At 35.1% G+C, this 12,739-nt stretch carries 11 protein-coding genes; 2 read left to right on the top strand and 9 right to left on the bottom strand.

Annotation, left to right across the window (positions count from 1 at the left end; translation table 11 throughout):
• Positions 1 to 324 precede the first annotated feature (324 nt).
• On the top strand, positions 325 to 873 hold the full coding sequence (locus CS063_RS00265; RefSeq protein ID WP_099447716.1) for a manganese efflux pump MntP: 549 nt from the start codon (positions 325 to 327) through the stop codon (positions 871 to 873).
• Positions 874 to 903: 30 nt separating this feature from the next.
• On the opposite strand, the gene CS063_RS00260 is transcribed toward CS063_RS00265, so the two are convergent.
• The 8 genes from CS063_RS00260 to CS063_RS00225 all read right to left on the bottom strand — a co-directional run bounded on the left by CS063_RS00260 (position 904) and on the right by CS063_RS00225 (position 10,647).
• Positions 904 to 1,698 (bottom strand): TPM domain-containing protein, encoded by a 795-nt coding sequence (locus CS063_RS00260; protein ID WP_099447715.1) that lies wholly within the window; start codon positions 1,696 to 1,698, stop codon positions 904 to 906.
• Entirely contained in the window at positions 1,691 to 2,734 is a 1,044-nt protein-coding gene (locus tag CS063_RS00255) for a zinc ribbon domain-containing protein (RefSeq protein WP_099447714.1), read from the bottom strand. The genes CS063_RS00260 and CS063_RS00255 overlap by 8 nt, the downstream gene beginning before the upstream one ends.
• Positions 2,735 to 2,755: 21 nt before the next feature.
• A complete protein-coding gene (locus CS063_RS00250) occupies positions 2,756 to 4,225 on the bottom strand; it encodes an SPFH domain-containing protein (RefSeq protein WP_099447713.1) in 1,470 nt (489 codons plus the stop codon).
• 220 nt (positions 4,226 to 4,445) lie between these two features.
• Complete coding sequence (gene ligA, locus CS063_RS00245) at positions 4,446 to 6,404, bottom strand: NAD-dependent DNA ligase LigA (RefSeq protein WP_099447712.1); 1,959 nt, start codon at positions 6,402 to 6,404, stop codon at positions 4,446 to 4,448.
• Between the two features lie 210 nt (positions 6,405 to 6,614).
• Positions 6,615 to 7,040 carry a hypothetical protein gene (locus CS063_RS00240; protein WP_099447711.1) on the bottom strand — a complete coding sequence of 142 codons (426 nt, stop codon included), beginning with the start codon at positions 7,038 to 7,040 and terminating at the stop codon, positions 6,615 to 6,617.
• A 92-nt stretch (positions 7,041 to 7,132) separates the two neighbouring features.
• Entirely contained in the window at positions 7,133 to 9,493 is a 2,361-nt protein-coding gene (gene pcrA, locus CS063_RS00235; RefSeq protein ID WP_099447710.1) for a DNA helicase PcrA, read from the bottom strand.
• A gap of 77 nt (positions 9,494 to 9,570) precedes the next feature.
• Complete coding sequence (locus tag CS063_RS00230) at positions 9,571 to 9,861, bottom strand: YerC/YecD family TrpR-related protein (protein WP_099448182.1); 291 nt, start codon at positions 9,859 to 9,861, stop codon at positions 9,571 to 9,573.
• Between the two features lie 63 nt (positions 9,862 to 9,924).
• A complete protein-coding gene (locus tag CS063_RS00225; protein WP_099447709.1) occupies positions 9,925 to 10,647 on the bottom strand; it encodes a phosphatase in 723 nt (240 codons plus the stop codon).
• Positions 10,648 to 10,754: 107 nt separating this feature from the next.
• On the opposite strand from CS063_RS00225, the gene CS063_RS00220 reads away from it, so the two are divergent.
• Positions 10,755 to 11,612, top strand: coding sequence for a YitT family protein (locus CS063_RS00220; RefSeq protein WP_099447708.1), 858 nt, complete (start codon positions 10,755 to 10,757; stop codon positions 11,610 to 11,612).
• A gap of 95 nt (positions 11,613 to 11,707) precedes the next feature.
• Here CS063_RS00220 and trpS read toward each other — a convergent pair whose 3' ends face one another.
• Positions 11,708 to 12,715 carry a tryptophan--tRNA ligase gene (trpS, locus tag CS063_RS00215; protein WP_099448181.1) on the bottom strand — a complete coding sequence of 336 codons (1,008 nt, stop codon included), beginning with the start codon at positions 12,713 to 12,715 and terminating at the stop codon, positions 11,708 to 11,710.
• Between the last annotated feature and the right edge of the window lie 24 nt (positions 12,716 to 12,739).

Below are 12,739 nucleotides of genomic sequence, written 5' to 3'. Positions count from 1 at the left end.
TATATTTTTAAATTTTTCTTACCATTTAGCTATTTTCCTTTTTTATAGCTCAGCTTATAGTTGTATTTTAGTAAGATTTATAGTATACTTCTTTAATAATACTTCATGAGGGAGTAGTTTGCGGATACTTTTGTAGACGTGGCAAGTCAACATAATGGCCGTTGGCCTGGTTTGCCTTAATGAACAAGACTCATGTATAGCCTATTAAAAGCTATGCATGAGTCTTGTTTTATTTTTGCCAAACTGGAAATAGTATAAGTAACTTTTTCTCATAAGACTTTTCCTAAAGTTGTTAAAATATTTACCATTAAAGGAGATTAAAAAATGAATAGTTTAGAAATTATTTTAATAGGCATAGGCTTAAGTATGGATGCAGTAGGTGTTTGTCTATCCAATAGTATGGTTTTTAAAAACCTAACTCTTAAAAAGCGTCTTGCAATGCCACTATTCTTTGGCTTTTTTCAAGGATTAATGCCACTTATTGGTTATTTTACAGGTGAATTTTTTGCCCAATACATCACACGCTATTCACGCTTTATTGTTTTTCTCATCCTAGGAGCAATTGGTATAAAAATGTTGAAGGATGCTTTTTGCACTGAAGAAAAGTGCAAAGAAAATAATACCCCACTTACTTATCAGTTACTTTTTACTCAGGCTATTGCAACAAGCATCGACGCTTTAGCTGTAGGTGTGGGTTTTAGTACACTAAGTGTTAATATCTTTGCAGCTATTACACTTATTAGTTTAACCACTTTTGTCTGTAGCTATTTAGCTGTTTATATTGGAAAAAAGTTTGGCTCACTTTTAGAAAACAAAGCACAACTTTTGGGTGGATGTATCCTTGTACTTATTGCCATAAAAGCACTTTTTTAGCCTATAAAGCTGAGTACTTTTTATGGTAGTTTAAAACTTACCACCACCCCCACCATGAGTAGCTCCACTACTACTCCTATGAGTTCCTCCTCCTGAAGAGCCGTTATTCTTGTCTTGCTTTTCAAGCTTTATTCGTGTGGTATGTTCTCTTAAATAGTTATCTTTACGATGGGTTAGCTTAAGTCCTTTGTCTTCCTCATAAGTTAAATGATTAACGGTTACACAACCTTTGCTACCTAGTGTCTTAACTAGTGTAACTATGAAAGCTACAATAAAAGCTATTATATACGTAAAAGGGGACTTTAAAAGAACTAAAACTTTACCTCCATAACTTAAGGTATTCCTTCTACAAATGCTTTTTACATTTTCTATAAAATTTTTACACCCATTATAACGCGCATTCTCGTCTTCACTATCACCTAAATAAGAGACAAGCTTCTCTACCTGTGTATCTATTTCATTTTGTGGGAAAAAGTCCAATCCTTTTCCTCTCGTAGAAAGCCAAACTTCTCGCTCCTTCCCGTTAATAAGGAGTAAGATACCTGAACGTTCTTCTCCTATACCATAACCCCCATAGTCAAAGTAGTCATCTGCAAAATCCCTTGAAGACTTCCCTTGTGTATCATCTATGGTTACAATCACTGTATCAAAGTTATAATCTGACCTAACCTCTTCAATCATTGCTTCTAGATTTTGTAATTCCTTTGCTGTAAAGAACCCTAGTTGATCCTTTACATGGGTCGTTTCCATTGCTAGCAAACAAGATGAAAAGCCTAGAAACACAGTAAAACAAAGTAAAATAAGTAGTAATTGTTTCTTATACAAAGAAAGCACCCCCTAACACTAAAATAAGAACTGAAAAAAAGAATATACTCGCTCCATATAAAAGCTGGTTCTTAAAGCTAATAGGGGTATTTCCTGCTACTTTACCGGTTTGACCATTAATGACAAACTCATGCATCTTTCCCTTATACTCATTCACTAAAATATAAAGTGGCATCATGGCATAGCTACTTTCTCTCTTTTTCACTTCATAATTTGTACTATGTGGGATAAAAGTATTGTACTCTGTTATCGTTGCCTCAAGCCTACTAGACATGTACTGTTTAACACGATTTTCCATAGAGCTTTGTGCCTTTTGGGAATCCACATCATACCTTTCTGCCATAAAACCACTGATATAAGCAGAATTAAAGTCTTTTAAATCTTTGTACTCATAGGGCTCTATTTTTTCCATTAAAGCATCCTCTAACTTTTGTGAGCCATCTATAGGGACTTTCTCATATTCAGAGTAACCTTCCCGCTCTACCTCATAATATTTTGTCTGAGTGTACTGATAATCCCCTTGATACCAAGTCCTTATCTTTGTTCCTTCCCCTACAATATTCCCCTTCACCTGACTATTAAAAAGCCAAAAGGGTACATAAATGCCTGTGATTTTATCTACTTCTTCCTTTCTCTTAAAGTGGGTTGGTGCAAGTACATGTTTTTTCATCCAACTTTGATAAATTTCTTTTGCTTGTTCATATGTTAATTTAAAAGGAATAACATAACGAGGTTTAAATTCACCCTCAAAACGTCTTTTAATAATAGATGGGCTCTTGCAATATACGCAAAATGTAGCTGCTGTTGTCTCGTCAGCTATAAGCTCTGCCCCACAGTTACTACAGAAATAGCTATCTAAAACCTTACTTTCCTTTAACGTCTCTTCTTGCTTCTCTTCCTCTTTTCCATAGACTGCATCAAGTTCTGCCTTTTCAAAGCTACTAAAACAATAATGGCACTTCCACTTCTGACTAGCAGGATCAAATTCTAACCCCGCTTTACAACTTAAACACTTATAAGCCTTTACTTCTGCCATAGCTTTCTCCCTCTCTATTTATTAAATTTGATCTTTTTCATCAAATGGGTCTCCACATTTAGGACAGAATTTCGGTGGATTTGTCTTGTTTTCTGGTTCATAACCGCATTTATCACATTTATAACTTTGTGGCTTTTTCTTACCACATTGTGAGCAAAACAAATCACTTGTCTCATGGCCACAACTGCATTTCCATAAAGTTTTTTCTATTTTCTTGCTTCCACAGTTTGGGCAAAATTTCCCTTCTGTTACCTTTTTACCACACTCGCACATCCAGCCTTCTTCCTTGTCTTCTTGCTTTCTAGGTATTCCACAATTTGAGCAGAACTTTGCACTTTCTTCCATCTGAGCACCACATGTACAACTCCAACGGCCACTAGTAGCTGTTGGTACAGATGTAGGTGTAGGTATTACTTGCCCATAAGCCATTTGCTGTCCTGGCATTACACCCATTTGTCCTGCTGTATTCATCCCCATATTCATACCGGCAAAACCTAGCATTGTTCCACCTTCATTACTTCCAGCACTTTCAAGACCAGCTGCCATACCAGCCGTCATACGTGCTATCCTAGCATTGGGATCAAATAAAATAGAGTCATTTGCATATTTATCAAGAAGTTCCTGTGTCTTTTCATCATAGTTAAGACCAGCAATACCTACACTCTCTATGTAAAAACCTCGTTTGCTTAGCCATTCTTGATCAAGTATCTGTGCCATATAAGTTCCAAGTTCCATTGTTTTAATAGCAATATCCGATACAGCTACATTTAACGTTGAAAGACTTGCTAAGGCAGTTTGATAAGCCATTAGAAATTCATTGATATATTGTTCTGCCATGTCTTGCGTTTGAAGTATTTTTTTGCCTGTTTTACTACATACCTCACTATAAAAAAGGAGTGGATCACCGATACGAATAGAATAGCTCCCAAAAGAGGTAATTTTACAAGGCACACCTCGTCCTGGCACTAAAGTACGGTCTGTATAAGGTACAGGATTTTTCGTACCAAAGCGAATATTAGGAATTTCCTGTTTGTTGATATAAATAACTTGTTGCTTAAATGGTGTGCTCCCACCAAATTTAAAACGCTCCCAAGAGTCTTTAAGAGTATTCACAAAGCCACCTGGCCTTTGAATACTATGATTGCCAGTATTATTAAAACCACTTATTTGTATGCCTTCTGCCGCTTTAAAAAAAAGAGAAGGTGCTGTGGATTGGTCAACCTGGTAATAACCTGCTTCATCAGTCGCGGCTATAATTTTACCTCCATCTACTAAAAGCATAAATACATTTTCAGGAACATGAATCAGCGAACCATTGGTCACAAGATCTTCTGTTCCTTTATGGTTTGTGTTACGCCTATCTTTTCCTCTTACAAATACACCATAGGTTGCTAAGGTTTCATTATCCATTTGCATGGGTTCAATAGCTTCTAACCATTGATCACCTAATAAACCTCCTACAGCACCTGCTGCTGCCTTAATAATACCCATCTTTTCATCTCCTCTTAAATGATTTTATTTAGATTAAATCTTTAAACCTAATCGATAGCTTCTCATCTTATAATAACTGCTTTTTATACATTATTACAAATATTTTAATAAATAGAAATAGTTAAAAATAAATTAACTTATGCTCAACTATTTTTATTAAAATATAACTATAGATTCAAGCTATAAATTTTACTTTAAAAAATCTATAGCTGATTGATGATTAATTATTTATTAACTGTAAAAATTCTTCTTCTGTAATAATGGGAACACCTAACTCCTTAGCTTTCTTATTCTTACTAGAGCCCGATGTGTTATCATTATTAATAAGATAATGTGTACTTTTACTTACAGATCCTGTCACTTTTCCTCCCAATGCTTCGATTTGTGCTTGTAACTCTTTTCGATTTTTAAAATGCATCACCTCTCCTGTTACTACAAAGGTTTTCCCTATAATAGGGGAATCTATTACCTGCTCTACTTCTTCTCTTATGAAGTGAATTTCTTTAAGAAGGCGCTCTAGCATTTTTTGATTTTCTTCAAGTGTGAAGTATTCATTTAATTCCTTAGCTGTTACAGGCCCTATACCACCTATAGTAACTAACTCTTCAGCAGAAGCTACTTGAATTTTACTTAAATCGTTCTCAAAGTATTTGCAAATAAGCTTAGCTGTTCCTAAACCAATCTGTGCAATGCCTAGTGCAAATAAAAATTGAGGCATTTTAACTTCTCGGGATTTTTCAATAGAGGCAACAAGTTTTGCATAAGACTTTTCTCCAAAGCCTTCCATCTTCTTGATTTCCTCTTTATAGTCTTGTAAATGATAAAGTGAACTAAAATCTTCTAAGTAGCCTCTTTTTAAAAATTTATCAAGGGTTGCTTCTGATAAACCTTCTATATTCATCGCATCTCTTTTTGTAAAATGAATGAACGCATTAAGACGTTGTGCCCTACAATTAGCATTTGTACAAATTAAAGTTTTAGTAGCTTTATCTTGTTTAATAAGGGTATGTGCACCACATACTGGACAATTTTCCGGAAAAGCAACTGAGCCGCTTTGTGTTAAATTCTCTGCAATTTGTGGAATAATCATATTTGCCTTATACACCATAACCTTATCCCCTATGCCTAATTTAAACTCCTCCAATATACTTAAATTGTGTACACTTGCTCTTTCTACTGTAGTTCCTTCAATCTCTACTGGTTCAAATACTGCTACTGGATTAATCAGACCTGTACGTGAAGTGTTCCATTCTATCCCTTTAATAGTGGTTTCTACCCTTTCATCCTGCCATTTAAAGGCAATCGAATCTTTAGGGAATTTAGCTGTTTCTCCTAGAGATTTAGAATAAGAAATATCCTCATAGGTAAGCACTAGCCCATCTGACGCAAAATCTCTATTGTGTATTTCCTGGGAAAAGTAAGCTACTGTTTGCTCTAGTGTATTTGCTGTTACTTGTTTATATTCCACCACTTCAAAGCCACGCTCTTTCAGCCACCTAAGCTGTTGACTTTTCTTTTCAAAAACGGGCCCCCCTTCTACTAGACCAAAGGCATATAAGCGTACATTTCTTTGAGCAGTCACTTGAGAGTTCAGCTGCCTTACGCTCCCACTACAAAGGTTACGTGGATTTTTATACTTTTCTTCCTTTTCACCTAATGCTTCATTGATTTTATAAAAGTCCGTATACGTAATAATTGCCTCTCCACGTATAACAAAGGAATCTTTATAGTCCACATACAAAGGAAGATTCTTAAAAGTTTTGGCATTGTTTGTGATTTCCTCACCAATCTCACCATTTCCTCTTGTAACTGCTCGTACCAATTGTCCCTTTTCATAGGTACATACAATAGTAAGCCCATCTAGTTTCCAGGAAAGAAGTCCTTCCTTATTTCCTAAAAAAGTCCTTAGCTTTGCCACTTCCTTTGTCTTATCTAAAGAAAGCATGCGTTTATTATGCGTCACTTTAGGTAAACTACTTGCTACTTCGTAACCTACCTTTTGAGTAACACTACCCGCTAAAACAATACCTGTCTCTTCTTCTAATTGCTTAAGCTCATCATAAAGTTGGTCATACTCCAAGTTACTCATTATTTCCCTATTTTCTTGTTCGTAAGCATATGCTGCCTTACTTAATTGGTCTACTAACTCTTGCATACGCCCTAGCTTACTTTTTTCCATTTTCTTTACCTCTCTTACCCTTTATTTTCTATATTTACCCTTTAACAAGGTCCTTTTCACTTTAATATCCTTTTTAATACTTATCTCTTTCTTTATTATAAACAATTATTTGATTACGTATAGGGTTTTCTCACTCTATTACCTATCACTTTTATGTATATATAAAAAGCTCCATTAAGTAACTAGGCTGTTACTTAAGTGGAGCTTTTTTTATTCTTCTACTTCTTCTTTTTTAACGATTGAAGTGCCTTTCTCACACTTATTTCCAAAATAGTGTTTGATTATGAAAAGAATCGCAATAGCTATAATACCTAGAAGTAAATCTAAAGCACTTCCATGGCTAATAACTAATTTCCTAGCAATTGCAAAGAGAAGTACATCAATGGCACTACCTACAGTATGTTTTGCAATCATCTTGATAAATTCCACACCAATGATTAGCTGCAAGCCTGTTGCTAAATACTCTTCTATTGGCAAGGTTACATCTGGGCTAGCAAGTGCTACCTTACTCATTCCTATCAGTTCAGTTGCTAAATTAATTGTTGCAATTGAAATACCTACTAATAATAAAACACTGATAAAAATTTCCATATAGGAAGATGCCTTAGCTACTATAGTTCTTAAAGTCTTCTTCATGTATCCTCCAAATTAATATGTCACTCTGTTTTGCATGTCTATTATAAACTAAAATGTTATTTTTTGCAAAAACAAATTGACGATTGGAAAATTTAGTAAGAAAGACGTTGCAATTTAGCAAAACGTGTACTTAATTGTCTACTCTCTCCATTTTCAAAAGTAATTGTCACAAATACATCTTTGTCAGTCTGCATGACTTCTTTAATTGTTCCTTGTCCAAACTTTATATGTTTTACTACCTCTCCTACTGTAAAATTTTGTATAGGTTCTGGTAAATTTTCTACTGGTTTATGATTCATAAAAGGTGGAATAGCTGTTTTCCTGTGGATAGGAATAGTGGGTTTTTCTATCGTTCGTCCTTGAAAAGACATCTTTTGAGACTTATCTTGCGCCTCACTACTAAAACTGCGTTTTTGATTAAGCTGCGTAAATTCGCTGACACTAAAACTCCTGCGTTCTCCCACTTCTTGGCCTATCGTTGCCTTACCTGTTTGCTTATCTCTTAAAATGTGCTTATCTAAATGGGCTAAATTGGTTACTTCTCTTGGAAGTTCCTTAATAAAACGGGAAGGCATACTAGACTGAGGACGTCCAAAAACAGTACGTCCATTAGCATAAAGAATAAAAAGTTTTTCTCTTGCTCTGGTAATTCCTACATAGCAAAGTCGCCTTTCTTCCTCTAATTTATCTTCTCCTTCTGTCATACTCATATAGCTTGGAAAAAGCCCTTCTTCTACCCCTGGCATGAAAACCACTGGGAATTCTAATCCTTTGGCACTATGAAGTGTCATAAGCACAACGGAGTTGCTTGCTTCATCATAGTTATCAATATCGGCTACAAGGGCTACTTCTTCTAAGAACTCACCCAAATGAGGTTCCTGTGCACTCGCCATATAGTGTACCGTCTTAGAGAATAATTCATCAATATTACTTAAACGATCTTCTGCTGTGTCACCTTCTGTAAAACGAATATGATTACGGTACTCTGTCTTTTCAATAAGTGTCTCTAAAAGCATTTTTATATCATTAGTATTTGCTATTTCTTGTAGCTCTTCTATTAAGTTTGTAAAAGCTAATACTTTTTGACTAGGACCTACACCTAAAATGCCTAACTCTTTACATAACCTAGCAGCTTCAAAAAAGTCCATATTTTGCACTAAAGCATATTCTGCAATAGCATTGATACTTGCTGCACCTATTCCTCTCTTAGGTACATTTATAATACGTTTAAGCGCTACATCATCTTTAGGGTTACTAATTACTTTTAAATAGCTAATAAGATCCTTGATTTCTTTTCTTTCATAGAATCGCGTTCCACCTAAAAGACGATAAGGAATAGAACTGGTAATAAATTTTTCCTCCACGACACGAGACTGTGCATTGGTACGGTAAAGCACCGCAAAATCTTTATATTCTCTTTCCCCTTCCTCAATAGCTCTTACAATTTGGGCAGCAATCATCTCAGCTTCTCTATATTCATTGTCCGTTTCCACAATAGAAATCGTTTCACCTGCTTCACTCTCTGTCCAAAGACGCTTAGGTTTTCTACCTTTATTGTGAGCTACTACACTATTAGCAGCATCCAAAATATTTTTTGTTGAACGGTAATTTTGTTCCAGTTTAATGACAGTTGCTTCTTTAAAATCTTTTTCAAAATCAAGTATGTTGCGAATATCTGCACCTCTCCAACCATAGATAGATTGATCATCATCACCTACTACGCAAAGATTTTGATGTTTTCTAGCTAACATTTGAACAAGCTGATATTGTACACCATTGGTATCTTGATATTCGTCTACAAGGATGTATCTAAACTTATGCTGATAATCTTGTAGCACATCTTCATTCAACTTAAAGAGCTCATAGGTATTCATCAATAAATCATCAAAATCCATCGCGTTATTTTCTTTTAGTTTCTTTTGATAAGCACCATAAATTTCAGCTAGGATCTTATCTCTATATTCTCCACCTGCCTGCTCTTTGGCTAAGGCTGGAGTAATCAGTTCATTTTTTTTGCTACTAATGGCACCTAATACAGCTCCTACTGGGAAATTTTTTTCATTTATATTTTGGTTTTTGATAATGTCTTTAAGGAGTGCCTTCTGATCAGCAGTATCATAAATAGTAAAGTATCTATCATAGCCTAAGCGTTCACTATATCTTCTTAAAATACGCACACACATTGAGTGAAAGGTGCTGACCCACATTTGACTTGCTATTTCATCACCAATGAGACTACCTACTCGCTCACGCATCTCACCTGCTGCCTTATTAGTAAAAGTAATGGCTAAAATCGACCAAGGGCTTATCCTTTTATTTTCTACAAGATGAGCAATACGGTGTGTAAGTACTCTCGTCTTGCCAGACCCTGCTCCTGCTAAAATAAGTAGTGGACCTTCTGTGTGCAAAACAGCTTGTTTTTGCATCTCATTTAATCCTGTCGTGAAATCCATACTTTATTCCTCCCTTATCTTTATACTTCATCTAAATTTTATCCCATGAGCAAAATAAAACAGCTTAATAAGCTGTTTTATGGTTGTTCTATACGTTCTAATATAATCTTATAACCATCCGAACCATAGCTTAAACTACGATTTACACGGCTAATGGTTGCTGTAGAAGCCCCTGTGAGTTGTTGAATTTCTGTATATGTTCTTTTACCTTCTAACATTTTAGCTACTTCTAATCGTTGAGCAAGAGATTTTAGCTCATGCACTGTACATAAGTCTTCAAAAAAGGCATAGCACTCCTCTACTGTTCGAAGTGTTAAAATGGCTTCAAATAATTTATCTGTTACATCATCTTTTAACTTTGAATTCATAGCCCTTCCTTTCATCTCCTCGCCTTTTCTTCTTTACTTTACCATTGTACAGTATAGAATTGTTTATTTCAATCTCTTTTGGGAAATAAATGCAAGAAGATGGTCTGTGTGAGTGTTAATGACTAATTCTTCTGGGAAATCTATTTGTTCTAAAAATGTGAGGCTTTCTTGCCATTGACCTACCTCTGTATAAAAGTGAGAATCTGTTGCTACAACTACATGAGTACCATAGGCTTTACATGCTTCTAAAAGCAAAATAAGATTTTCCCTTACACCTGGTCTAAAGCTAGTTGGTTTTAAAGAGGCATTATTAATCTCTAAAAGTGTCCCTGTTTCTTTGGCTTTACGTGCTAAACGATTTGCATCAAAAGGATAGCGTCCATCTCCAGGATGACCAATAATTTGAATAAGTGGATTTTCCATAATTCTTTCTAAACCTGTAGTAACGGTCTCTTTATCTGCAAAAGGAATGCAAGGTGGGTGTAAGCTAGCAATAACTAATTCTACTGTCTCCATAACTTCTTTGGATGCATCTACATGTCCTTCATAATCAACAATATTTACCTCTGCCCCTTTTAGTATTCTCACCCCATGTAAATATTTAGGAATGACTTTTAAATTCATGAAGTGAAAATCGTGAGCTCCTCCTGGCATACCACTGGTATGATCTGTAATCGCTAAAGCTTCTAAACCTATTTCACTTGCCTGTCTTACAATCTCATCAACAGTACTGTAAGCATGTCCACTCGCTAAAGTATGAACATGCGTATCTGCTACTAGTTTCATTCTATGTCCTCTTTTCTTTCATCTATTTTAAGGTTTTCCCTTTCGTGCTACTTTCTTTTATAGTATAATCTAATTCAGTATTAAATGCATAGTTTAGGAGTAGAAAAATGAATTTTCAATGGCTTGATATGAAACGCATCTTTAGTATGTTTATTGGTACTCTTTTGTTAGCTGTAGCTACGAATGGAGTTTTAGTTCCCAGCAAACTTTTAAGTGGAGGGATTAGTGGTATTTCCTTGCTCATCCACTTTTTACTGGACTTTAAAGTCAGTTTGCTCGTTCTGCTACTAAATATTCCTATTTTTTTACTAGGACTCCTTTTCCTTCGCAAAACCTATTTGTTTTACAGCTTATTAGGTATGCTTATGCTATCCTTTTGGTTAGAAGTTACCACCACTCTTGTTATTCCAACAGGTAATATTTTAACTATTGTTTTAGTAGGTGGTGTGATACATGGTTTAGGAAGTGGTATTATTTTTAGAGCAGATGGTTCCACTGGAGGAACAGATATTTTAGCTAAGATTGTTAATAAATACTTCTCCATTAATATGGCAACTATTTTATTTTCTTTAAATTTGTTAATTATCATACTTTCTATTTATTTCTTTGGTTTAGATATCGCTGTACTTACTTTGACAACTATGTTTATTAGTAGCCAAGTAACTAACTTCGTAGTAGATGGTATTAATCATAAACGTACCTTATTTATCATTACTAATGCTCAAAATTATCAAAGCATCTCGGATGCTATAATAAGAGAAATCCATCGTGGGGTAACCGTTATACCTGCTATGGGTGCCTATACACAAGAAGCAAAATACATTTTATATACAACTATTAGTATTCGTGAGGTAGCTAAGGTCAAACAAATTACCTTAAAGTATGACCCTAAAGCTTTTATGACAGTCTCAGAAACTTCACAGGTAGTCGGTAATGGCCGTGGTTTCATTCATTCTCCTAAATAAACTACTATAAGTTGACATGTAAAGGGTGAGATGTCTAGTTTTTAAGACTAGTCCTCCCACCCTTTTTATTTTACCTTCAACTTTACTCTATAAAGTTAACGAATAACAGGTACAAAACCTACTTTCTTTTGCACCTTACGTAAAGTCTTAGTTGCTAAGTAGTTGGCTGTGTCTGCATTTTGTTTAATAAGTCCATCAATATAAACTTTATCCTTTTCAAGCTCTTTAAATCTTGCTTGAAGGGGTCTTAACTCTTCTACCACAGCCTCACCTACACGCATTTTAAAATCCCCATAACCTTTACCTTCAAATTCTTCTTGAATTTGTTCCATACTTTGACCTGTTATAACACTATAAATAGTCATTAAATTACTTACGCCTGGTTTATTTTCTTGGTCAAAACGTACTACCGTATCAGAATCGGTTACCGCACGTTTGAACTTGCGAATAATCGTATCTGGATCATCCATAATAGCAATGGATGCATTGGCATCTGTATCTGATTTAGACATTTTACTCGTTGGCTCTTGAAGACTCATGATTTTAGCCCCAACCTTTGGATAATAGCCTTCTGGTACTTTAAAGGTTTCTCCATAAATATTGTTAAAGCGAATAGCAATATCTCTTGCTAATTCTAAGTGTTGCCTCTGATCTACTCCCACAGGCACAAGGTCTGTTTGGAATAATAAAATATCTGCTGCCATTAATACAGGATAGGTAAATAAACCTGCATTAATATTATCTCCATGCTTTTGAGATTTCTCTTTAAATTGAGTCATACGCCCAAGCTCACCCATATAAGTAAAGCAATTTAAAATCCAACTCAGTTCTGCATGTCCTGAAACATGAGATTGCATATAAATAGTATTTTTTTGGGCATCCAGTCCTGCTGCGATGTACTGCATCAAAAGATTCCTTGCATTTTTTCTAAGAGTAGCAGGTTCTTGTCTTACGGTAATAGCATGCATATCAACAATACAATATAAACAGTTATATTCTTCTTGTAAAGTGGTCCAGTTCTTTAGGGCACCTAAATAATTTCCTAATGTAATTACACCTGATGGCTGCATACCACTAAAAATAACCTTCTTTTGTTCGCTCATTTCGGCACCTTCTTCTACTTTTTT

It is taken from the genome of Sporanaerobium hydrogeniformans (assembly GCF_002735925.1).
Taxonomy (GTDB): Bacteria; Bacillota; Clostridia; order Lachnospirales; family Cellulosilyticaceae; genus Sporanaerobium; species Sporanaerobium hydrogeniformans.
The sequence above is the reverse complement of the archived record's forward strand: the minus strand, read 5'-3'. Positions and strand labels throughout refer to the sequence as shown.

Bases quoted from the DNA above. Each gene is read 5' to 3' on its own strand.
- CS063_RS00240 (WP_099447711.1), bottom strand. From the start codon at position 7,040: ATGAAGAAGACTTTAAGAACTATAGTAGCTAAGGCATCTTCCTATATG.
- CS063_RS00220 (WP_099447708.1), top strand. From the start codon at position 10,755: ATGAATTTTCAATGGCTTGATATGAAACGCATCTTTAGTATGTTTATT.
- trpS (WP_099448181.1), bottom strand. From the start codon at position 12,715: ATGAGCGAACAAAAGAAGGTTATTTTTAGTGGTATGCAGCCATCAGGT.
- CS063_RS00250 (WP_099447713.1), bottom strand. From the start codon at position 4,225: ATGGGTATTATTAAGGCAGCAGCAGGTGCTGTAGGAGGTTTATTAGGT.
- CS063_RS00255 (WP_099447714.1), bottom strand. From the start codon at position 2,734: ATGGCAGAAGTAAAGGCTTATAAGTGTTTAAGTTGTAAAGCGGGGTTA.
- ligA (WP_099447712.1), bottom strand. From the start codon at position 6,404: ATGGAAAAAAGTAAGCTAGGGCGTATGCAAGAGTTAGTAGACCAATTA.
- CS063_RS00230 (WP_099448182.1), bottom strand. From the start codon at position 9,861: ATGAATTCAAAGTTAAAAGATGATGTAACAGATAAATTATTTGAAGCC.
- CS063_RS00225 (WP_099447709.1), bottom strand. From the start codon at position 10,647: ATGAAACTAGTAGCAGATACGCATGTTCATACTTTAGCGAGTGGACAT.
- CS063_RS00265 (WP_099447716.1), top strand. From the start codon at position 325: ATGAATAGTTTAGAAATTATTTTAATAGGCATAGGCTTAAGTATGGAT.
- pcrA (WP_099447710.1), bottom strand. From the start codon at position 9,493: ATGGATTTCACGACAGGATTAAATGAGATGCAAAAACAAGCTGTTTTG.